This window comes from Zhongshania antarctica (assembly GCF_014202945.1).
GTDB classification, from domain to species: Bacteria; Pseudomonadota; Gammaproteobacteria; order Pseudomonadales; family Spongiibacteraceae; genus Spongiibacter; species Spongiibacter antarcticus.
The window spans coordinates 174757-197312 of record NZ_JACHHW010000005.1 but is presented as its reverse complement, the minus strand read 5'-3'; the positions used below and the strand labels follow the sequence as shown (position 1 = coordinate 197312).

Sequence of the window (22556 nt, the reverse complement as noted above, 5' to 3'; positions counted from 1 at the left end):
GTTTAGGTATTACTGCCGGTTTGGTTTGCTAATTGCTCAGTTAAGTCCGCGAGCTGTTTTTCCAGTGTTTCCAGCTTGCTGCGGGTACGATTTAACACGGCGACCTGGGCATCGAATTCAGCCCGCGACACCACATTTAGGCGGCTAAAACCGCCCTGGAGTAAAACCTGCACCTTTTCTTCAATGTCCTGCTGAATTTCAGGGCCATTGTTCATCAGCTTGCTGGCCTGTTGCGCCAGCTGCGCAATAAAATCGGGTTTAGCCATTTGTTGTCACCTCATTGATCGCTTAAGTGTATCGTTTATTGGAGTTTTATGGGAGGTGTGTGGCGCCTCGCGCTAGCTAAATGCTGGACGGGAGACGGGAGACGCAAAGGCGTCGGGTTTAGATTTTATCTTAGCGTTTACCGTCTCCCGTCAAGTATCTCCCTCTTGCCGGCTTAATAATGGTGCGTTTTTGGCAGCAATCAGAACCGATTTAGCGCAGCACTACTAAAAATGCACAGTGATGGTACAAATATTGCTGACAGCTTAGGCGATGAGTTGAGCCTTAAGCCGCTCAGCGATTGCAGAAATTGACTTTCATAAAGAAGGAATTGCCGTTGACGGCTATAGCTACCGTAAGCGCTGGGCTTGCCGACACCTGCCCAGCGACACCGCCGACCAAGTCTTGGCCAGCGGCGATTGAGTTGGGTTTGCGCGCAAGCATAAATCGCACTGATTTGGTGCGAATTTTACATAAGGGGCCATTGCGGGTGCAGCGGCCATTTTACCCTGAAGGCGATTGCTGCCACGTCTACCTTCTGCACCCGCCGGGCGGGATCGTGGCTGGGGATACACTGCGGGTGGCGGTGAGTTTGGACGCTGGTGCGCAAGCGCTGCTAACCACGCCCTCGGCGGGCAAGGTCTACCGCAGCGACTTGGCCAAAACTGCCCAATCTCAGGGCATAAGCGCGGATGTCGCCGACGGCGCCTGTTTGGAATGGCTGCCCCAAGAAACCATTGTATTTGAGGGCGCTGAAGCAGAATTGAGTAACCACTTTGCCCTGCAGGGCGATGCCCGTTTATGTGCATGGGATATTGTGGTGCTGGGCCGCCGCGCCAGTGGTGAAGGGTTTGCACGGGGTCGGTGCCTGCAAAAAATCGACATACGCCGTGACGGCAAACCACTATTGGTTGAACGCACTGAATGGCTGGGTGGCAGCGCCATGCTGGATGCCCCTTGGGGCATGGGCGGGGCCTCAGTGAGCGGCAGCTTGTTTGCGACGATGAGTTGCGATCAAGCCATGATGGATAAATTGCGCGACGGCCTCACTGTGCTTGCTGAGCAAAATGTTTGGTTGGCGGCAGAGTGGGGTTTATCGCAAAAGCGGGATATTTTTTTAGCGCGCTATTTAGGTGATTCGCCGGAGCAGTGCCGCAAAGGTTTTGCGTGGTTGTGGGCGCAGCTTCGGCCTCAGTTTAATGGCCGCGAGGCCTGCCCGCCGCGGATTTGGAACACCTAAGTTTGCATCGAAATGAGAATTAATTGAAAACAGGATGACACCGCCATGGAATTGAGTCCCAGAGATAAAGATAAATTATTACTGTTTACCGCCGCCTTATTGGCGGAGCGCCGCATGGCCAAGGGCCTTAAATTAAATTACCCCGAGTCGATTGCGCTGATTTCGGCGGCGGTAATGGAGGGGGCGCGCGAGGGCCGCACGGTAGCCGAGATGATGAGCGCGGGTCGCGAAGTATTGACCAAAAATGACGTGATGGACGGCATTGCCGAAATGATTCACGAGGTGCAGGTGGAGGCGACGTTCCCCGACGGCACCAAACTGGTCACCGTCCATAACCCCATTGTTTAAATAGGCCTGACGGAGTACTTATGATTCCCGGAGAATTAATCGCAGCCAAGGGTGAGATTACCCTCAATGCCGACCGCGATACCTGTGTGATTGATGTCGCGAATAGTGGCGACCGGCCGATACAAGTCGGCTCCCATTATCATTTTTTTGAAACCAATCCGGCGCTGATTTTTGATCGCCCCGCAAGCCGTGGTTTTCGTTTAAATATTGCGGCGGGCACCGCGGTGCGTTTTGAGCCGGGTCAAAGCCGCCAAGTAGAGTTGGTGGCGCTGGCAGGTAAGCGTGAAGTATATGGTTTTCGTGGCGATGTGATGGGCGCCCTCGATAAGCAAGGAGCATAAGTAGATGGCTACGATAGATCGCCGCGCCTACGCGGATATGTACGGCCCCACCGTGGGCGACCGCCTGCGCTTAGCTGACACTGAGTTGTGGATTTCGCCAGAAAAAGATTTCACCACCTACGGCGAAGAAGTGAAGTTTGGCGGCGGCAAGGTCATTCGTGACGGCATGGGGCAGAGTCAGCTGGGCGCCGCCCACACCCCAGACACGGTGATAACCAATGCCTTGATTTTAGATCACTGGGGTGTGGTTAAAGCCGATGTGGCGATAAAGGCCGGCCGAATTTGCGCCATAGGCAAAGCCGGTAATCCGGATATACAGCCTAATGTCGATATTATTGTTGGTCCCTGCACCGAGGTGATTGCCGGTGAAGGTCAGATCTTAACGGCGGGGGCCATCGACTCCCATATCCACTTTATTTGCCCCCAGCAAATTGAAGAAGCATTAATGAGCGGCGTGACCACCATGATCGGTGGCGGCACCGGCCCCGCGACCGGGACCAATGCCACCACCTGCACGCCGGGTGCATGGCATATGGGAAAAATGCTGCAGGCCGCGGAAAGCTTTCCCATGAATTTGGGCTTTCTCGGTAAAGGTAACGCGAGTTTGCCGGATTCACTGGAAGAGCAAATTAAAGCCGGTGCCATGGGCTTAAAGCTGCACGAAGATTGGGGCACCACCCCAGCGTCTATCGACTGCTGCCTGAGCGTGGCCGACAAATACGATGTGCAGGTGGCAATTCACACCGATACCTTGAATGAGTCGGGCTTTGTTGAAGATACCCTCGCCGCCTTTAAAGGTCGCACCATTCATACCTATCACACCGAGGGTGCCGGGGGTGGCCACGCGCCAGATATCATCAAAGCCTGTGGCGCGGCTAATGTGTTGCCATCATCCACTAATCCAACCCGGCCCTATACCATTAACACTGTCGATGAGCATTTGGATATGCTCATGGTCTGTCACCACCTCGACCCGAATATTCCCGAAGACGTGGCCTTTGCGGATTCGCGTATTCGCAAGGAAACCATCGCCGCTGAAGATATTCTGCACGACCTTGGCGCCTTCTCGATGATTGCCTCAGACTCCCAAGCCATGGGCCGGGTCGGCGAAGTGGTGTGCCGTACCTGGCAGACTGCCCACAAAATGAAAGTACAACGCGGCCCGCTGGCTGAAGACGGCGCGGACAATGATAATTTTCGCGTCCGTCGTTACATTGCCAAGTACACGATTAACCCAGCCATTGCCCACGGCATTAGCCATGAAGTGGGTTCTGTCGAGGTAGGTAAACTCGCCGATTTAGTGCTGTGGAAACCGGCGTTCTTCGGCATTAAACCCGCCCTGATTATTAAGGGCGGCGCCATTGCCGCCGCGCCCATGGGCGACCCCAACGCGTCGATTCCCACGCCGCAGCCGGTGCACTACCGGATGATGTTTGGCGCTTTTGGAAAAGCCTGTGTACAGACTTCGGTGAGCTTTGTGAGTCAGGCGGCCATTGATGCTGACATTGCGACGACCTTGGGTTTAGACCGGCCCTTGGTCGCGGTGAAAAACTGCCGCAATGTCACTAAGGCCGATATGGTCTTGAATAATTATCAGCCAGTGATGGAAGTTGACCCCGACACCTACGAGGTGCGGGCGGATGGCCAGCTGTTGATTTGTGAGCCTGCCACCGACCTGCCGCTTGCTCAGCGTTACTGTTTGTTTTGATTTGTCTGGAATACAAAACTGAGTTTGGAAAAAATGATGCTTGAATGTTTTGACGTGGTAAGTGATGCGCAGGGTTTAGCGCCAGAGATGAGTATTGTACTGAACTACCAAGATCGGCAGCGCAGTCGTTTTCGCGGCAAAACCCGCTGTGGTGAAGATCTGTCCTGGTTTATCGAGCGGGGGCAGGTCTTGGCTGACGGTGATACTTTAATTGCCAAAAGTGGCGAACAAATATCTGTGGTGGCGGCTAAAGAAACGCTGTCGCTGGTTCGCACAAATGACGCGCTATTGTTTGCGCGGGCCGCCTACCACCTAGGTAATCGTCATGTGCCTTTGCAGATTGATGCGGGGGAGTTGCGCTATCAGCACGACCATGTGCTGGACGATATGTTGCGCGGTTTAGGTTTAGATGTGCACGTTAGCGAAAAGTCCTTCCACCCGGAAAACGGCGCTTATCACAATAATGGCGCGGGTAGTATTCACAGTCATCACCATCATCATGACTAGTCCATTACTCCATTTAATGCATCTCGTTAGTCCCGCCTTGCCGGTGGGGGCCTATGCCTACTCGCAAGGTTTGGAATATGCGGTAGAGCGAGGCTGGGTTAAGAGCTTGGCGGGCGCTGAAGATTGGATTGGTGAGGTGTTAAGTCACAGCTTGGGTGGTTTAGATTTACCTGTCTTACAGCGTTTGCATACGGCATGGCAGGCTGGCGCTCAGGATGACGTCGCCCACTGGAACGAGTATTTACAGGCGGCGCGCGAGTCTAAAGAATTATTGTTAGAAGATGTGCAAATGGGCGAAGCCCTGCTGCGCTTATTGGTCTCACTGGAAGTGCCTAATGCCTTAGCGTGGCCGAAAGGCGTGGCGGTGAGTTTTGCCACGGTATTCGCTTTGGCCGCTCAGCATTGGCAAGTTAATAGCGATGACGCGCTCAGCGGATTTGCCTGGAGTTGGTTAGAAAATCAGGTGGCGGCAGCGATTAAATTGGTGCCGCTAGGGCAGACCGATGGCCAGCGTTTACTGCTGTCTTTAATGCCCGTGTTGGAAGCTAGCGTAGCGGCGGCAAAATCTCGCCACAACGATGATCTCGGTGTTGGTTTGCCGGGTTTGGCAATGGCCTCGGCTCAGCACGAAACCCAGTATTCACGTTTGTTTCGATCCTAGTTCGAATCAGCGAATTATTTACTTAGCTATATAACGGAGTATCGATTATGAAAAAGCCTGCCCTGCGGCTTGGTATTGGCGGCCCAGTAGGTTCTGGTAAAACGGCCTTGGTTAAAACCCTGTGTGCGGAGTTGCGCGAGCGCTTCGACATCGCGGTAATCACTAACGATATCTACACCCGTGAAGACGCGGAGTTTTTGCTGCGTCACGAGGTGCTGGATCAAGAGCGAATTCTCGGTGTGGAAACCGGCGGCTGCCCCCACACGGCGATCCGCGAAGACGCCTCGATGAATTTATCGGCAGTCGCCGAACTGAGTGGTCGCTTTCCTGATTTAGACTTAATCATGATCGAGAGCGGTGGCGACAATCTGGCAGCAACATTTAGCCCAGAGTTGTCGGATTTAACCATCTATGTGATCGACGTTTCGGCGGGCGACAAAATTCCCCGCAAAGGCGGGCCGGGCATTACTCGCTCGGATTTACTGATTATTAATAAAACCGATTTGGCCCCCTTGGTGGGTGCAGATCTTGGCGTAATGGACCGCGATGCCAAGCGCATGCGCGGTGATAAACCCTTTATTTTTAGTAATTTAAAAGACGGTAGCGGCGTTGCGGCCATTGTCGATTTTATTGTCGAGCAGGGCATGCTCGGCGCTTGAATTAAAGGGGAATAAGTATGTCGCCTTTGTTTAGTGTTTTGTTCATCGGCTTTGCGGCGGGGGTGGTGCATGCTTTTGACCCAGACCATCTCGCCGCAGTGGGTGGTATGAGCGGGCGTGATAAGGGCCGTTACAGCTTGCGCTTTGCATTGCACTGGGGGCTGGGGCATGGCCTGGCAGTCCTTGGGGTGGCGAGTGCAGTACTGCTGGCAGGCTCGGCAATTCCCTACGATTTCAGTGCTATTGCCGAGGCGTTGGTTGCTTGGATGTTGATTGTGATTGGTCTCTTAAGTTTTTACCATTTATGGCGTCAACATCAGCATCATGATTCAAAACAGGGCGTTCGTCGATCTGCTGTTGGGGTAGGGCTGATCCACGGTAGTGCGGGCTCTGCACCCTTATTGGCGGTGATTCCTGCGGCTGGTTTGGCTAGCCCGTCGCTTGGCATGGCTCACGTTTTACTTTTTAATTTAGGGCTGATTGTTGCAATGGCTGCGGTTGGCTTGGCCTTGCGCGGTGGCTTTGCGTACTTGGGTAAGCGTCACCATTACATGCAGCACGGCCTGCAATCTTTGGCCGCAATGTTTGCCATTGGTTTTGGCTTTTCCTTGCTGCTCAGTCATTGAATTTTAGATTGTATTTCTTTGGTGCGCGCGCACAATTATTGTGCAGCGCACTGCACGCGGATAAGGCTGGTAGCGTAGCGCTGTACTAAATCATCGCACTGCTTTTCTCGCTAAGCCCCACGAACTAAGACTTTCCCTTGATTGGCACCAATTCTGCTAACAGCTCTTGGTAGATTTACCAGGGTCCGTTGAGCAATCGCAATGCGATTGCGCTAATTAGCGGTATAAAAATAGAGTTGGAGCGAAGTATGAAAACAAAATCATCCATCAAGGCTTTCGCCAAGCACAGTAGCATTGTGTTAGCGGCCGCGACCTTGTCGCTAAGTGCCTCGATTGCCCACGCGGCAGACACCATTAAAGTCGGCGTTTTGCATTCTTTATCCGGCACCATGGCGATCAGTGAAACCACACTGAAAGACACCGTGCTGATGTTGATTGAAGAGCAAAACAAAAAAGGCGGATTGCTCGGTAAAAAATTGGAGGCGGTGGTGGTTGATCCCGCGTCTAACTGGCCGCTGTTTGCTGAAAAAACCAAAGAGCTTTTAGAAAAAGATAAAGTTGATGTCATTTTCGGCTGCTGGACATCGGTATCGCGCAAATCGGTATTGCCGGTTATCGAAGAATTAAATGGTTTGTTGTTCTACCCCGTTCAGTACGAAGGCGAAGAGTCTTCTAAGAATGTTTTCTACACTGGCGCGGCGCCCAACCAGCAAGCCATACCTGCCGTTGATTATTTGATGAGTGAAGGCGGCGGTTCGGTAAAGCGCTGGGTATTAGCGGGAACCGATTACGTTTATCCACGCACAACCAACAAAATTCTTGAGGCCTACCTGAAAAGCAAAGGCGTGGCTGAAAAAGACATCATGATTAACTACACGCCCTTCGGTCATTCTGACTGGCAGACCATTGTTTCTGATATTAAGAAATTCGGTTCGCAGGGTAAAAAGACCGCTGTGGTTTCAACCATCAATGGCGACGCTAACGTGCCATTCTACAAAGAACTGGCTAACCAAGGTCTGTCTGCCGAAGATATTCCGGTGGTGGCATTCTCGGTAGGTGAAGAAGAACTGTCTGGCTTCGATACTGGGCCACTGGTTGGTCATCTTGCCGCGTGGAACTATTTCATGAGCGCAGACGCAGAGGTTAACGATGCCTTTATTGACAAATGGCTTGCCTACATCGGCGATGCCAAGCGCGTAACAAACGATCCTATGGAAGCGACTTATATCGGCTTTAATATGTGGGTAAAAGCAGTCGAAAAAGCCAAAACAACTAAAGTCGATAAAGTACACGATGCCTTAATCGGGATTAGCGTGCCGAATTTGACTGGCGGCGTGGCTACGATGCTACCTAACCATCACCTGACCAAGCCTGTGTTAATTGGTGAGATTCAAGAAAACGGTCAATTCGATATCGTATGGCAAACCGAAGCCGCTGTGCCCGGTGACGCTTGGACAGACTTCCTGCCCGAGAGCGCCAAGCTTGAAGCGGATTGGCAGAATCCAAAAATCATGTGCGGTAACTACAATACCGAAACCAAGAAGTGCTCGGGCCAAAACTACTAAGCCTTCTTTGCGAGTTCGCTCGCTAAATAAAGGAAGTTCCCCCGGACTTCTTTTTCAAAAAGAATACCCCGCCAGTCCCTAGCGGGGTATTTATTGCTAATGGATGTTTCAATGAAGTTGACGCATATCGATACGCATGCCGTATTCCGATTTATCTTATTTTGCCTAGTCATTATATTGCCTATGCAAAGCACTGCTGCGCCGATTGCGACGGTAGGCCAAATTAAAATTCAACGTGAAGATGCGGCGCTTTTGCTCAATGAACTCATTACCGCAAAAAGCACAGTCGATAAAATTAATCTGATTAATTTGATTGCCAACTCTAATTTGCCGCAGCGCGTTGCGGTACTTGAGGCGCTGCAGTCAGGTGATTTGTACTACACCAAAAAAGCGAAACAGTTGGTTTACGCTCATAGTCACGCCGATGGCTACAGCGCGGTCGCCGTGATTGGCAATGAAGATCTCGGCGTAGTGGGCAGTCGCGCAGTGCGTAAAATTAGCATCAATAATGAGCTGCGCACGGTGTTGCGCGGTGTACTGGCAGAAATTTCGCTGCGCAGTGAAAACACCGCTGAGCGATTGCAGGCGGCTAAGAATTTGGTGCGCAGTCCCGCGGCGGAGTTTTTGCCGGCCATTGAGCGGGCATTGGTGATGGAGTCTGATGCCAAAGTGATTGAAGCGCTCAAGCTCGCGGCGGCGATGGTGAATTTAAATTCTGATGAACAGGTATTGCGTTTGGAGGCCATCGAATCTTTTCGCGGCAGCCTCGATAGCGACGCCATGTCACTTCTCGCTGCCATGCAACTTACCGACAGCGATGGCAACTATTTAGAACCAGATGACTTAGTTAGGGAATCTGCCGCTGCAGTACTAAAGCAAATGCGCAGCGAAGCAAAAATTTACAAATTAATTGAGAATACGTTTTTTGGCTTGAGCCTGGGTTCCGTGCTGTTACTTACCGCCGTGGGTTTGGCGATTACCTTCGGCGTTATGGGCGTGATTAATATGGCCCACGGCGAAATGATGATGCTGGGGGCGTACACCACCTACGTCATCCAATTACTCATGCCAAACTATATTGATTACTCAATTATTGTCGCCATTCCCGCGGCGTTTATGGTGTCCGGTCTTGTGGGCATTGTGATAGAGCGGGGCATTATTCGTCATTTATACGGACGTCCGCTAGAGACCTTGCTGGCAACCTTTGGTGTGAGCCTGATTTTGCAGCAAGCGGTGCGCAGTATTTTCTCACCACTAAACAAATCGGTCACCGCGCCAAGCTGGCTCAGTGGCTCGCTAGAAATTAACGGCGCGCTGTCACTGACCTATAACCGTCTATACATTATTGCCTTCAGTTTAATCGTGTTATTGCTGCTGGTGTTTTTGTTAAAGAAAACCTTTGTGGGCTTGCAGATGCGCGCCGTTACGCAAAACCGCGCTATGGCCAATTCCATGGGCATACGTACCGGTTGGGTGGACGCCTTAACCTTTGGTTTAGGTTCGGGTATTGCAGGTATTGCCGGAGTGGCCTTGAGCCAGCTCACCAATGTCGGCCCCAACCTCGGTCAGTCTTATATTATCGATTCCTTTATGGTGGTGGTGTTTGGCGGGGTAGGTAATTTATTTGGCACTTTCTTCGCGGCGATGAGCCTCGGGGTAGCCAATAAATTCTTGGAGCCTTTCGCGGGTGCGGTACTGGCCAAGATATTTGTGCTGGTGTTCATCATTCTGTTTATTCAGTGGCGGCCGCGTGGTTTGTTCGCTCTTAAAGGCCGCTCGGTAGAGGATTAATTGACCATGCTGAATACAAAAATATTTGAACGCAGTGCCATTGGCCGTTTACTGCTGGCCGACAAAGCGGGTAGCTATTTGTTAATGGTGTTGTTTGCCGCCATGGTGCTGGTGCCGCTGTGTAATTTGCTAATGCCCGAGGGCAGCTTTTTACATATTCCCACCTATATTGTGGTCTTGCTGGGTAAGTATCTTTGCTATGCCTTGCTCGCACTGGCGCTGGATTTAATCTGGGGCTATTGCGGAATTTTGAGTTTGGGCCACGGCGCTTTTTTTGCGCTGGGCGGCTACGTCATGGGCATGCACTTAATGCGGCAGATTGGTGAGCGCGGGGTGTATGGTAACGCCGACTTGCCAGACTTTATGGTGTTTTTGAATTGGACCGAGCTGCCGTGGTATTGGTATGGCTTTGATAGTTTCTTCTTTTCCATGTTTATGGTCGCCTTGGTGCCTGCTGCATTGGCTTTTGTGTTTGGCTGGTTGGCATTTCGCTCGCGGGTAACCGGGGTGTATTTGTCGATTATCACCCAGGCCATGACCTACGCCTTACTGCTGGCCTTCTTTCGCAATGATATGGGTTTTGGTGGTAATAACGGGCTGACAGATTTTAAAGACATTCTTGGTTTTAATTTGCAGTCCGATGTTACGCGCTGCGTGTTATTCGCCTTGTCAGCGTTGAGCGTGATGCTCGCCTATATTTTGTGCCGCGCGATTGTGAGCAGTAAATACGGTCGCGTGTTGGTGGCAATACGCGATGCCGAAAGTCGCACTCGCTTTATGGGTTATCGGGTTGAGCATTTTAAGCTCTTTGTGTTTGTGGTGTCGGCGATATTGGCTGGCATTGCGGGTGCTTTGTACGTACCTCAGGTCGGTATTATTAACCCCGGCGAGTTTGGCCCCATCAACTCTATTGAAATTGTTATTTGGGTAGCGATTGGCGGGCGAGGCACTTTGTTTGGCGCGGTGATCGGTGCGGTGGCGGTGAACTACGCTAAAACCTATTTTACCGGTGCCTTCCCCGAGGTGTGGCTGTTTATGTTGGGCGCGCTGTTTGTGATCAGCACTTTATATTTACCTAAGGGCATCGTGGGCGTGGTTAAACAATTACAAGATCGCCGCGCAGAGCGCAATGCGCCAACGTCACAAGGAGCACAGTCATGAGTGCAGTTGTTAAAAGTCCGGGCTTTCACAGCTCAGAATTGCAAAGCATGTTGTATCTCAATGGCGTGACCAAAAGTTTTGACGGTTTTAAAGCGATTAATAATTTGTCTTTAGACATTGCCCCCGGCGAGTTGCGGGCCATTATCGGCCCCAATGGCGCGGGCAAAAGTACCATGATGGATATTATCACTGGCAAAACTCGTCCCGACTCTGGCGAGGTGCGTTTTCGCGACAATATTGATCTGACGCAATACGACGAGGCTGATATTGCTAACTTGGGTATTGGCCGTAAATTTCAAAAGCCCACAGTTATTGAAACCCTCACGGTTTGGGAAAATGTGGAACTGGCGCTGGCGGGTAATCGCAGCGTTATCCGCGCACTCTGGCATAAGCTGAGCAGCGAACAGGGCGACCGTATCAATGAAGTAATTAAACTGGTCGGCCTAAAAGCCAAAACCAGCGAGCTGGCGGGCAGTCTCTCCCACGGGCAAAAACAGTGGCTAGAAATTGGCATGTTGATCGTGCAGGGGCCGGAGCTTTTGCTGGTCGACGAGCCCGCGGCGGGCATGACCGATCAAGAAACCATGGAAACCGCAGCCTTATTAAAAGAAATTAACCGCGAACACACCGTGGTGGTGGTCGAGCACGATATGGATTTCATTAAGGCGCTAGACAGTAAAGTTACCGTCCTACATGAAGGCAGTGTTTTGGCTGAGGGCCGCCTAGAAGTCGTGTCGGCTAATCCACGGGTGATTGAAGTCTATTTAGGACGTTAAAACTATGTTGTTAGTCAATGATATTGACCTCTATTACGGTGCTAGCCAGGCGCTGCGCAAAGTAAATATTAGCGCAGAGAAGGGCAAGGTGACCTGCATACTCGGCCGTAACGGTGTTGGTAAGTCCAGCCTGGCAAGAGCCATCACCGGTCGCCATCCGGTGCGGGGTGGCAGTATTGTGCTTAATGGCAAAGACATTAGCGCGATGGCCCCTGCAGATCGCGCCCGCGCGGGCATCGCCTATGTGCCTCAGGGCCGAGAAATTTTCTCTCAGCTCACCGTGCAAGAAAACCTTTATACCGGCTACGCGCCGTTAAAGCGCAGCCAGCGTAAAATCAGTCCCGAAATTTTTGATTTGTTCCCAGTGCTAAAAAGCATGCTCAAACGTCGAGGTGGCGATTTATCTGGCGGCCAACAACAGCAGTTGGCGATCGCTCGTGCCTTAATTACTAAGCCGCGTTTATTAGTATTAGACGAGCCGACAGAGGGGATTCAGCCCTCTATTATTAAAGACATTCATAATGTCATTACCATCCTGCGTCAGCAGGGCGAGATGGCGATTGTCCTTGTAGAACAGTATTTTGATTTTGCCCGGGAGCTAGCAGATTACTACGCGGTAATGGATCGCGGCGAAGTAATATTGTCTGGCCGTGGTGACGAAATGGTAGAAGAAGACGTACGGAGGCATATGACGGTGTAGTTATCTAGCTGCCGCAAACCGTCACTCCTGCGCAGGGATGACGTTTAGGGAGCTGCCGTCCTTGCCTGAGCAATGATGACGGTAACTGCGTCAGACTAAATCAACCGTCACTCCTGCGTAGGCAGGAGTCCATCCCAGCAACGGGGTTCGGGCTTAAACCTTAGCGCGATACGGCATTCACTACGCTCACATGGATCCCTGCCTGCGCAGGGATGACGTTTTGGGAGCTGCCGTCCTTACCTGAGAAATGATGACGGTAACTGCGTCAGACTAAATCAACCGTCACTCCTGCGCAGGCAGGAGTCCATCCCAGCAACGGGGTTCGGGCTTAAACCTTAGCGCGATACGGCATTCGCTACGCTCACATGGATCCCTGCCTGCGCAGGGATAACGTTTAGGGAGCAGCCGTCCTTGCCTGAGCAATGATGACGGTAACTGCGTCAGACTAAATCAACCGTCACTCCTGCGTAGGCCGAGCACCGCCCCTGCGTAGGCAGGAGTCCAAATGAGTGCAGCGAACGCATTCAGACAGAAAGGTATTATCAAATACATCTAAATTCCTGATCTATTTACCCAAAATTTTGCACTTTTATATCAGCGGTTTCTTTATATACTAGCTTCATTGATTTCACTGAGGCAAAGGAGGCGCCATGCCAGCCAAGAATACCGCAGGTCGCTACGGCTGGCTCAGTATGACTTTGCATTGGAGTATGGCGCTCGCGGTCATCGGTATGTTTGCCCTTGGGCTGTGGATGCGCAGTTTGTCGTATTACGACCCTTGGTACAAAGACGGCCCAGCGATCCATAAAAGCATCGGTATATTGCTATTTTTGTTGCTCATCATTCGTGTGGTTTGGCGCAATCTCAATATTCGCCCTGACGATGACCCTGCGCTTAAGGTCTGGGAGCGAATAACTGCTCACCTCACGCATATTGCGCTGTACGGTTTGATGTTTGCCCTGATGATTGCCGGCTACTTTATATCGACCGCCGATGGTCGCGCGATTGAGGTATTTAACTGGTTTAGCGTGCCGGCCACAATTTATGACCTGCCTGAGCAGGAAGATATTGCCGGCGAGATCCATGAAATATTGGCTTGGATACTAATCGTACTAGCGAGCGTTCATGCGCTCGCCGCCGTAAAACACCATTTTATTAACCGTGACACGACTCTGCTAAAAATGCTGGGTCGCGACGCAATATCAGCAAGCAACCACATTATTAACAAAAAGGAAGCCAAACAATGAAACGTCTACTCGCGATTGGATTTACCGCTTTATTGAGTTTTAGTGGCGCGCTTCATGCCACCGAATACAAAATCGACACCGCTGGCGCCCATGCGTTTATCAACTTTAAAATCAAGCACTTAGGTTATAGCTGGTTGTATGGTCGCTTTAATGAGTTTGAGGGTAGTTTTAATTACGACCCTGCCAAGCCAGAGGCCTCGTCGGTTAATGTCACCATTAAAACTGCCAGCGTCGACAGCAATCATGCCGAGCGCGACAAGCATTTGCGCGGCAAAGATTTCCTTGCGGTAGACAAATTCCCCACTGCGACCTTTAAAAGTACAAGTTTTAAGGCGCTGGGTGACGGTAAAGCCGAGCTGAAAGGCACTTTGACCCTGCACGGTGTCAGCAAGCCGGTGACGATTGCGGTTAGCGAGATTGGTGGCGGCAAAGACCCTTGGGGCGGCTACCGTCAGGGCTTTCACGGCACTACCGAAATTGCCTTGAAAGACTTTGGCATTGATTTTGACCTTGGCCCCGCCTCACAAATTGTCGAGTTGACCTTGGATGTCGAAGGTATTGCGCAATCAATGATGTAATCCAATTGAACTTTTCGAGCGTAGAACTACTCGAAGATTAGGAATTAAGCTCACTCAGTCTCAATATTTTAGGCCGCTACTTTTAGCGGCTTTTTTTCGTCTGCGTTTTGCAGGCAATGCTATTGCTAGCGCTCGGGCGGGGGCGACGCAGCGGGCAGGTATTTTAGCAGCGCCGTATCTGCCGTAAATTGCGCATCAAACAGCGATATTAAGGCGTAGATGCCCATCAGTTTACGCATCACATATAAGAAGTCTTTGGGCGGCAGTGCAAAATACTTGCTGATCGACGCCGCCACGGCCCGCTTGGCAATCCGCTTGGGCAGGCCGCTCTGGCGCCAGTGATACTGGCCATGCGCATTTACCGCACAAGCAGGAACATGCGCATCTGGTGTGCGCAGCGGCTCGGCGATATCAATGCCAATATCGACAAAATTATCCAACACTGCTTGCGGGAAATGGGCTTTCATAAAACCCAGGCTAATCGATTTTTGTAAAAATGCGGCGCTATCTCGCTGGTAGGCTGCCACCATCATCGCGCAAAATTCATTGGCGAACTCATCCGGTAACATACGCATGGCACCAAAATCCAAGAGCAGCAACTGATCGCGGTCGCCGCTGGGATCAATACGCACCCGAAAATTGCCAAAATTGGGATCGGTCTGCATTCGCCGCCAGGTAAATAACTCTGTTAAAAATACATCCAACACCGCACTGCCTAAGCGATCGCGACGCGCTTGCGGCAAATTTGCCACGGCGGCTGAATTGACCGAGTCAGCCGCCTCGTAACTCATGGTCAACACCCGGCGAGTGGAAAATTCGGGGTAGCTTTTCGGTACCACAAAGCGCTCATCAGCTGCCAAAGATGTACCGACAAAATCAAGGTCCCGACGTTCTTGCTCATAATCCACTTCTTTGTGGAGCAATAGGCGAATATCGCCAAACCAATCGTCGAGATTGCGCGTGCTGGATAATAACCGCGACACCTTTAATAGACGCAGCACCGCATTAAAATCGGCGTCGATAGTTTCTTCCACGCCAGGGTACTGCACTTTGATGCACAGCTGCTCTCCCGTCGCACGCAAGCGCGCGCGGTGCACTTGGCCGAGCGAGGCCGCCGCCAATGGCTGACGGTCAATATCCAACGCCAACAAGGCCTCTGCCCCTAATTCTTTGTGCAGCGCTTTTTCAATGACCGTCCACGCCATGGGCGGGGTGTTGTCTTCAAGATTGTGCAGCGCCTCGGCGACTTCCGGCGGCATCATATAGTCGCCATAGGTTGCCATCATCTGGCCAATTTTAACGACACTGCCTTTTAAGCGGCCAAGCTCGTTGACAAAAAAGTCGATATTTTCGCGACGCTTCGCCAGCGCCTCATCGTCATCGCCGCTAATCCGCTCCCGTAAATTCTGACGCAGGGCGCGACTGCCATAGCGCAAGCCGAGTTTTGACAATTCTAGGCGACGGGAAAACGCGCCAGTTTTCAGGCGGTGCAGGGGCTTATCTGGTGGAATATTCGAATCGCTCATAAGCGCTATTGTAAAGAATGTCGGTGCACAACGCAGTAAACGCCGAGCCCTAGCGTGACGAAGTATCAATTCATCGGCATACTCATGCTAAACGTCACCCAGCAATATCGCCTAAGGCCAAGCATGAAATTATTAAAAAACCTGACCTTGATCGGCCCCGGTTTTGTTGTTGCCGCCACCGGCCTTGGCGCCGGAGACTTGGTGGCCGCCGCCGTATCCGGCGCCAGCCTTGGCGGGCAAATTATTTGGGCGGTGGTATTTGGTGCACTCATCAAACTGGCGTTAAACGAAGGTTTGGCGCGCTGGCAACTCAGCACGGGCAGCAGTATTTTGCAGGGCTGGCAGCAACACTTGCCGCGCTGGGTGAATGGCTATTTTCTGATTTATCTTTTGCTGTGGGGCTTCTTAGTGGGCGCCGCCCTTATGGCGGCCTGCGGTCTCGCCGCCAATGCCTTGTTTCCGCAGCTGTCGATCAATAGCTGGGCAGTATTGCACTCCTTGCTGGCGGTATTACTGGTGTTGTTCGGTCGCTACTCGGTGTTTGAGTCGGCAATGAAAGTGCTGATTCTATTGATGTTCGCTACGGTGATGGCGGCACTTGCCAGCCTTGATTTATCGGGCATCAATTTACAACAAACTCTGCTTACAGATACTGGCAGGCAATCTCATGACAATATGGTATTGGCTGTCATCGGCGGGGTTGGCGGCAGTGTAACCTTGCTGTGCTACGGCTACTGGATGCGAGAAAAAGCTTGGCATAGCAGCGCCGCCCTGCCGTTGGTACGCGTAGATTTAATCGTGGCGTATACCATTACCGCGCTATTCGGCATTGGCATTATGTTATTGGCTGCCAAAGCCGCGCCGGCAACAATACAAGGTACCCAGGTGCTAGTTGCCATGGCCGACGAATTAGGGCGCACATTGTCACCGGTATTCAGAGAGGTGTTTTTACTCGGGGTCTGGGCGGCGGTATTTAGCTCTATGCTTGGCGTATGGCAGGGGGTGCCGTATTTGTTTGCCGATATAATGGCCGCCCGCAGCAAATCTAAACAACTGGCTGCAGCTGACCGGAATAGCTGGGCGTATCGGAGTTTTTTAGGCTATCTCGCGCTGCCTCCCATGCTTCTTTTACTGCTAGGGAAACCCGTGTGGCTGGTGATGCTTTACGCGGTGACTGGGGCGTTTTTCATGCCCTTTCTTGCCATCACCTTGCTGTATTTAAATAACCGCATCATTGCTAAAGCGCAGCGATTTGGCATTGCTAGCAACATGCTTATTGCCTTAGCCTTGATTGTATTTGCCTTTCTTAGCCTGCAGTCACTTTTTAAATAACCCGGCACGCCGAGAGTCGAGCGTGCCGGGTTAGCTGTTTACTCTGCTAGCATTGCCATTAAGGCTTCCCAGCTTACGCGGTCGGCATTGGCGTCATAAGCCAAAGGCATTTTGGTTTTTTCACCAATCGCGGTAGAGCCAGGGTTAGTGAAACTATGCACAACACCCGGGAAACTCAATAACTGCAAATCCACCCCGGCGGCACTCATTTCTTCAACAAAACCACCGACCTGCGCGGGCGGTACCATGGGATCGGCACCGCCGGTTGCCACTAAAACCTTCGCTTTAATCGTGTCTGGCTTAGCGTTGGTTTCGGTGCCCAAGCTGCCATGAAAACTGGCGACGCCGGCCAAGTCTAAGCCGCGCCGCGCCTGATTCAATACCACAGCGCCACCAAAGCAGTAGCCAATCGCAAACAATTTGCTGGCATCCACTGCGGGCTGCTTACGCAAAATAGCCAACGCCGCATCAAAGCGGGCATTCATTTTAGCGGGCTCGGCCAACGCCGCATTCATAAACGCCATGGCGTCTTTGGGATGCTCGGTGCTCTTGCCATTGCCATACATATCTACCGCAATAGCCGTATACCCTGCCTCGGCCAACTGCTGCGCCCGACCTCGTGCATAATCATTTAATCCCCACCACTCATGCACAACAACCACCGCCGGACCGGCTTCGGTTTTCGATGAATCGCTGTACAACACTGCCGAACCCAGCTCACCCGGCAGCGTTAACTTACTCTCGACAAGCTCGGCATTCGCCGCCGATGCGAATAATACTAATGCGCTAAACCATGCGACTAACTTCATTCTAGACTCCTTCTTTTTAGTCAAATTCAAACCAGTGCTACGCAATATAACGCTAATAAGATGACGGGTGATAGGGCCGGATATTGGGCCGCTGACAATCAATGCATTTGCCCCGCCAGAAGAGTTACAGAGACTGACCCGCAGCTGTCTCAAGCTATCACGTTTGTGTCAAAAGTATTCACTGTGTTCGTGGATACCTGCCTGGGCGGTATGACTTAAATTCTAAACCGTCGTCCCTGTGAAGGCTCAGCGTCATCAGGGAATTAAACTGTCGTCCTTCTGCGAAAGTAGAACGTTAATAGAGAATTAAATTGTCGTCACTCCTGCGAAGGCCGAAGGCAGGGGTCCATCTTTGCAACGGAATGTGGGCTTAGGCGTTGGCGTAATAAGCATTCGCTGCGCTCACATGGATCCCTGCCTGCGCAGGGAGGACTTAGTAGTGGAAGGGATAGACTGTCACTCCTGCGAAGGCAGGAGTCCATCTCAGCGACGGAGCTTGGTTTTAAGTGTTAACTCAACAGGGTATTCACAACGCCCTCGTAGATACTTGTCCTCACCTCTGCAGGGATGACAAAAACTTTAGGTATTGAGATGGATCGCTATGACGAAAAGTCGAGCCTGGCGCTGGGATATTGAATTGAATCTCCGCCGTAGCCAATATGCAGTAGTGATTTTGTGTGTTCCGCTGCACGTCAAGTGTGTCGCATTAATTGATGACTATTCACACAAAATCCCGCATTTTTATTCTTGCCAAGGATTATAATGGCGGCCTTTACCACTTTAGGACAAACCCATGAAATACCTTGCCACAATGGCGTTAGCACTGGTTCCGCTGACGAGTATGGCAACCGATTTAATAATTCCGGCTGGCCAAGCCTATCTTGTTGGTGTTGATCAGCAGGAATTGATTTTAGATAAGCTGAATATTGGTGACGATGCCCGAATTAGCTTTGCTCCCGGTGTAAACTCGTGGCGGGTACATGCGCGCCTGGCTAACATTGGTAAAAATGTGGTCATCGACGGTCGCGGATCTGCAGGTCAAAACGGAGCGCCGGGAATGACTGCGCCAGCCTGTGATGAGTTTGTCGACGGCCAGCCCGGAGAAAGTGGTCAAGCCGGTAACGACGGTGTTGAAATCCGCTTACAACTTGCACTGGAAAGCCTGGGCAGCATGGAGATTTTTAGTGCTGGTGGTGACGGTGGCCTTGGCGGTGCCGGTGGTGACGGCGCTGACCTGAATACTAAATGTGACGCCGAGGTTGCGGGTGAGGGCGGTAATGGCGGCGATGGCGGTGAGGGTGGCCGCGGTGGCGATGTCACCTTTTTGTACCATAGTGTTGCCAAAACTGAATCTGGCGACAGCATGGTGAGCCGCCTGAATATTAATACCGACGGCGGTGCTGGCGGCGAGGGCGGCGATGCTGGCTCTGGTGGTGCCGGTGGCGGCGGTCGCTACGCAATGAAGAAGAGCTTGACCGGAAGTAGCCGCAAGTGGGTAGGTGGCGCGGCTGGCGGTTTGGCGGGCAGCCCCGGATTTATGGGTTCGGCTGGCAAGCCAGGGCGTATTTTATTGGACCAGCTGATTATGAGCACAGTAAAAGTCGCGCCGTCGAACAATACTGCTAGTGTAAAAGCCTTGCAGCGTGAAATTGAGGCTCTGCGCAAACGTGTTGAAAAGTTAGAGGCTCAGCAAGGGCCAGAGTCGCAGGTTGGCGTAGACTAATCCTAGAATTTTTCACCCCGCTAAAGGATGCCTAGTGCATCCTTTTTTTATGCCGCTTTAGTGGTTCTCGCTGGCTAATAGTGCGCAGGCACTCAAATAGTGCGTTTGTTCTAAGGTCAATCAAAGGCAATCGTATTAAGTGTTGTTGCGGCGCATTATCTACTTGTTTTCATTGCCTTAATTTTAGATTTCCCATTCTATTCTGATCTTCTATATCTAAAATAAAAAGCAGCCGTGCATTTTTTTAAGGCATTTTGTAAAGCAGATTTTGCTGTGTGCTCTATATTTGTGCGTAAGCTCGGGTTTTCGCGTAGGAGCATAAAGCGTGGTTCTTGCTAAGGTTTGTTTATACGTAGCGATAGCCTTGTAACTTATTGAATATTAATAATAAAAAAGTAGTTGGCACCGAAAATGCTATAGCAAGATCAGGATTGTGCTTGATCACTTTCTATATACCAAAATGCGGAGACTACAACATGAACAAAATGAAAACTTTATTGGCTGCTAGTGTTGCAGCAGCTTCAATGACCATGATTGCTGCACCTGCTTCTGCAGAAGTTGCTGCTAGTGTTGGTGTTGCCAGTACTTATTTATGGCGTGGTTATGATCTGGGTTCCGGTACTCCGGCAGTGTCTGGCGATCTGAGCTATAGCACTGCCGGCGCCTATATTGGCGCTTGGGCGTCTTCTGGTGACACAGCTGCGGGCACTGAGTATGACTTATACGCTGGTTACGGTATGGACATCGGTGGCGGTGTAAGTTTCGACATTAGTGTTTGGAACTACAACTACCCCACTGGCGCTGGCTACCTTGGTACCGAAGAAACTGATTTGTTTGAGCATTCAGACCTGATCCTTACCGTTGGTCTTGGCCCCATTAGCGTTTCTTACTATGAGCCAATTGCTGGCCCTTTTGGTTTCACTAAGTACAACTACTACACCATTGGCGGTAGTGTAGGTGCTTTCTCTTTAACTATCGGTATGGAAGATATGGATGGTGGCGAAACTATGCACGCCGACTTCTCCTACGCTTACAACGACAACCTGTCTTTCATTGTGAGCCAGCAGGATGGTGATGATGTTCTAGCTGTAGATACAGATCCAAAATTCATTGTTTCTTACAGTTTACCTATTTCCATGTAATACCCCGACCGGTGACTTATTGTCGCCGGTCATTTTTTAACTTAGTCCTAGTGTGTGATTCACGCACATTGACAGGAGATTTCCGATGAAATTGATTACGGCTGTTATTAAGCCATTCAAACTTGATGATGTGCGTGAGGCGCTGTCTGACATCGGCGTACAGGGCATAACTGTTACCGAGGTGAAGGGTTTTGGTCGCCAAAAAGGTCACACTGAGTTGTACCGTGGCGCTGAGTACGTTGTAGATTTTCTTCCTAAGGTGAAGATCGAAGTCGCCGTTGCTGACGGATCTGTTGAGCCGACCATTGAAGCAATTACTAAATCAGCGAATACCGGCAAAATTGGTGACGGTAAAATTTTCGTAACCGCACTTGAGCAGGTTGTTCGTATCCGTACCGGCGAGACTGGCGAAGACGCTATCTAATTTCGCACTTACGGTTGTTTAAACATTAATTAAAAGATTATTCTCTTTCCCTTTGGAGGGCATGTGATGGAAGACATCATACAGGTCAAGTACGCCCTGGACACGTTCTACTTCCTCGTCTGTGGCGCGCTGGTTATGTGGATGGCAGCAGGTTTTGCCATGCTCGAAGCCGGTCTGGTTCGTTCAAAAAATACGACTGAAATTTTAACCAAAAACATCGCACTGTACGCAATTGCCTGCACCATGTATTTGTTGTGCGGTTACACCATTATGTACGGTGGCTCAGAAGGTGGATTCCTGCCTGATGCCTGGTTTGGCAATGGTATTTCTGACGCATCGGTAGAAGAAGTTTTAGCTTCTAACGGTGACATTTACTACTCTGGCTCTTCAGACTTCTTCTTCCAAGTGGTGTTTGTGGCCACGGCGATGTCGATTGTTTCTGGTGCAGTAGCTGAGCGCATGAAGCTATGGGCCTTCCTTGCTTTTGCAGTGGTAATGACCGGTGTTATTTACCCACTACAAGGTATGTGGAAATGGGGCGGCGGTTTCCTAGACGCAGCCGGTTTCTCTGACTTCGCGGGTTCTGGTGTAGTTCACATGTGTGGTGCTGCTGCAGCACTTGCTGGTGTACTGCTGCTGGGCGCACGTAAAGGCAAGTACGGTGTAAGCGGTCAAGTCAATGCAATTCCGGGTGCCAACCTGCCGCTGGCAACTCTTGGTACCTTCATTTTGTGGATGGGCTGGTTCGGCTTTAACGGCGGCTCTGAATTGATGGTGTCAAACATTGAAGAAGCCAACGCCACGGCACAAGTATTTGTTAATACCAATGCTGCTGCGTCAGGTGGTTTGATTGCGGCGCTGTTGGTTGCTCGCATTCTGTTTGGCAAAGCGGATTTGACCATGGCATTGAACGGCGCCTTGGCTGGTTTGGTTGCGATAACGGCAGAACCATTGACTCCTGGCCCCATGGCGGCAACCTTAATCGGTGCGGTTGGCGGTGTGATCGTTGTGTTCTCGATCTTAGCCTTGGACAAAATCAAAATTGACGATCCCGTTGGTGCGATCTCTGTACACGGTGTTGTTGGCTTCTGGGGTCTGATGGCGGTGCCATTAACGAACACCGACGCCACCTTTGGTGCTCAGATTTACGGCGCAGCGATCATCTTTGCTTGGGTATTTGGTGCCAGCCTAGTGGTTTGGAGCATACTCAAAGTGGTTATGGGTATCCGTGTTACTGAAGAGGAAGAGTACGAAGGTGTCGACCTCTCTGAATGTGGTATGGAAGCCTACCCCGAGTTCACCAACAAGTAAGACTCTCCCCCGTTAGTGATTTCAAGGGCGCTCATTGAGCGCCCTTTTTTTGCTTTATGCTTGATGGGAGACGGGCGACGCAAAAGCCGGTCTCGCCTCTTTCTCCCCCGCAAACAT

General features: G+C 51.2%; 23 protein-coding genes. 20 read left to right on the top strand and 3 right to left on the bottom strand.

Annotated elements, in window-relative coordinates; translation table 11 throughout:
- Positions 1–2 precede the first annotated feature (2 nt).
- The gene (locus HNQ57_RS10135) at positions 3–266 is read right to left on the bottom strand and encodes an accessory factor UbiK family protein (protein WP_184462620.1); all 264 of its coding nucleotides are present in this window, start codon (positions 264–266) and stop codon (positions 3–5) included.
- Between the two features lie 335 nt (positions 267–601).
- Here HNQ57_RS10135 and HNQ57_RS10130 point away from each other — a divergent pair, with 335 nt between their 5' ends.
- The 15 genes from HNQ57_RS10130 to HNQ57_RS10060 all read left to right on the top strand — a co-directional run bounded on the left by HNQ57_RS10130 (position 602) and on the right by HNQ57_RS10060 (position 14172).
- Complete coding sequence (locus HNQ57_RS10130) at positions 602–1504, top strand: urease accessory protein UreD (RefSeq protein WP_221301658.1); 903 nt, start codon at positions 602–604, stop codon at positions 1502–1504.
- A 45-nt stretch (positions 1505–1549) separates the two neighbouring features.
- Positions 1550–1852: an urease subunit gamma gene (gene ureA, locus HNQ57_RS10125; protein ID WP_008253381.1), complete on the top strand. Its 303-nt coding sequence runs from the start codon at positions 1550–1552 to the stop codon at positions 1850–1852.
- A 20-nt stretch (positions 1853–1872) separates the two neighbouring features.
- Positions 1873–2193: an urease subunit beta gene (locus HNQ57_RS10120; RefSeq protein ID WP_184462618.1), complete on the top strand. Its 321-nt coding sequence runs from the start codon at positions 1873–1875 to the stop codon at positions 2191–2193.
- A 4-nt stretch (positions 2194–2197) separates the two neighbouring features.
- Positions 2198–3901 (top strand): urease subunit alpha, encoded by a 1704-nt coding sequence (ureC, locus tag HNQ57_RS10115; RefSeq protein WP_184462608.1) that lies wholly within the window; start codon positions 2198–2200, stop codon positions 3899–3901.
- A gap of 33 nt (positions 3902–3934) precedes the next feature.
- Positions 3935–4408, top strand: coding sequence for an urease accessory protein UreE (gene ureE, locus HNQ57_RS10110; RefSeq protein WP_320836693.1), 474 nt, complete (start codon positions 3935–3937; stop codon positions 4406–4408).
- Positions 4401–5069, top strand: a complete 669-nt coding sequence (locus HNQ57_RS10105; protein ID WP_184462606.1) for an urease accessory protein UreF — start codon at positions 4401–4403, stop codon at positions 5067–5069. The genes ureE and HNQ57_RS10105 overlap by 8 nt, the downstream gene beginning before the upstream one ends.
- Before the next feature lie 47 nt (positions 5070–5116).
- Entirely contained in the window at positions 5117–5728 is a 612-nt protein-coding gene (gene ureG / locus HNQ57_RS10100; protein ID WP_184462604.1) for an urease accessory protein UreG, read from the top strand.
- A gap of 17 nt (positions 5729–5745) precedes the next feature.
- Positions 5746–6354, top strand: a complete 609-nt coding sequence (locus tag HNQ57_RS10095) for an urease accessory protein UreH (protein ID WP_184462602.1) — start codon at positions 5746–5748, stop codon at positions 6352–6354.
- A 248-nt stretch (positions 6355–6602) separates the two neighbouring features.
- A complete protein-coding gene (gene urtA / locus HNQ57_RS10090; protein WP_184462600.1) occupies positions 6603–7919 on the top strand; it encodes an urea ABC transporter substrate-binding protein in 1317 nt (438 codons plus the stop codon).
- 111 nt (positions 7920–8030) lie between these two features.
- The gene (gene urtB, locus HNQ57_RS10085; RefSeq protein WP_184462598.1) at positions 8031–9710 is read left to right on the top strand and encodes an urea ABC transporter permease subunit UrtB; all 1680 of its coding nucleotides are present in this window, start codon (positions 8031–8033) and stop codon (positions 9708–9710) included.
- A 6-nt stretch (positions 9711–9716) separates the two neighbouring features.
- The gene (gene urtC, locus HNQ57_RS10080) at positions 9717–10871 is read left to right on the top strand and encodes an urea ABC transporter permease subunit UrtC (protein ID WP_184462596.1); all 1155 of its coding nucleotides are present in this window, start codon (positions 9717–9719) and stop codon (positions 10869–10871) included.
- Positions 10868–11647 (top strand): urea ABC transporter ATP-binding protein UrtD, encoded by a 780-nt coding sequence (urtD, locus tag HNQ57_RS10075; protein WP_184462594.1) that lies wholly within the window; start codon positions 10868–10870, stop codon positions 11645–11647. Before urtC ends, urtD begins: the two co-directional genes overlap by 4 nt.
- A 4-nt stretch (positions 11648–11651) precedes the next feature.
- Positions 11652–12347 (top strand): urea ABC transporter ATP-binding subunit UrtE, encoded by a 696-nt coding sequence (gene urtE / locus HNQ57_RS10070; RefSeq protein WP_184462593.1) that lies wholly within the window; start codon positions 11652–11654, stop codon positions 12345–12347.
- A gap of 650 nt (positions 12348–12997) precedes the next feature.
- Positions 12998–13594, top strand: coding sequence for a cytochrome b (locus HNQ57_RS10065; protein WP_184462592.1), 597 nt, complete (start codon positions 12998–13000; stop codon positions 13592–13594).
- Positions 13591–14172, top strand: coding sequence for a YceI family protein (locus HNQ57_RS10060; RefSeq protein WP_184462591.1), 582 nt, complete (start codon positions 13591–13593; stop codon positions 14170–14172). Before HNQ57_RS10065 ends, HNQ57_RS10060 begins: the two co-directional genes overlap by 4 nt.
- Positions 14173–14297: 125 nt before the next feature.
- On the opposite strand, the gene HNQ57_RS10055 is transcribed toward HNQ57_RS10060, so the two are convergent.
- Positions 14298–15698, bottom strand: coding sequence for an ABC1 kinase family protein (locus HNQ57_RS10055; protein WP_184462590.1), 1401 nt, complete (start codon positions 15696–15698; stop codon positions 14298–14300).
- A 54-nt stretch (positions 15699–15752) separates the two neighbouring features.
- Between HNQ57_RS10055 and HNQ57_RS10050 the strand changes: the two genes are divergently transcribed.
- Positions 15753–17030, top strand: coding sequence for an Nramp family divalent metal transporter (locus tag HNQ57_RS10050; protein WP_184462589.1), 1278 nt, complete (start codon positions 15753–15755; stop codon positions 17028–17030).
- 38 nt (positions 17031–17068) lie between these two features.
- Here HNQ57_RS10050 and HNQ57_RS10045 read toward each other — a convergent pair whose 3' ends face one another.
- Positions 17069–17839, bottom strand: a complete 771-nt coding sequence (locus HNQ57_RS10045; RefSeq protein WP_184462588.1) for a dienelactone hydrolase family protein — start codon at positions 17837–17839, stop codon at positions 17069–17071.
- A gap of 793 nt (positions 17840–18632) precedes the next feature.
- On the opposite strand from HNQ57_RS10045, the gene HNQ57_RS10040 reads away from it, so the two are divergent.
- The 4 genes from HNQ57_RS10040 (at position 18633) to HNQ57_RS10025 (ending at position 22439) form a co-directional block, all read left to right on the top strand.
- Complete coding sequence (locus HNQ57_RS10040; protein ID WP_184462587.1) at positions 18633–19562, top strand: collagen-like protein; 930 nt, start codon at positions 18633–18635, stop codon at positions 19560–19562.
- A gap of 476 nt (positions 19563–20038) precedes the next feature.
- Entirely contained in the window at positions 20039–20704 is a 666-nt protein-coding gene (locus HNQ57_RS10035) for a TorF family putative porin (RefSeq protein WP_184462586.1), read from the top strand.
- Between the two features lie 85 nt (positions 20705–20789).
- Complete coding sequence (gene glnK, locus HNQ57_RS10030; protein ID WP_008253407.1) at positions 20790–21128, top strand: P-II family nitrogen regulator; 339 nt, start codon at positions 20790–20792, stop codon at positions 21126–21128.
- A 66-nt stretch (positions 21129–21194) separates the two neighbouring features.
- The gene (locus HNQ57_RS10025) at positions 21195–22439 is read left to right on the top strand and encodes an ammonium transporter (protein ID WP_184462585.1); all 1245 of its coding nucleotides are present in this window, start codon (positions 21195–21197) and stop codon (positions 22437–22439) included.
- The last annotated feature ends 117 nt before the right edge of the window (positions 22440–22556 follow it).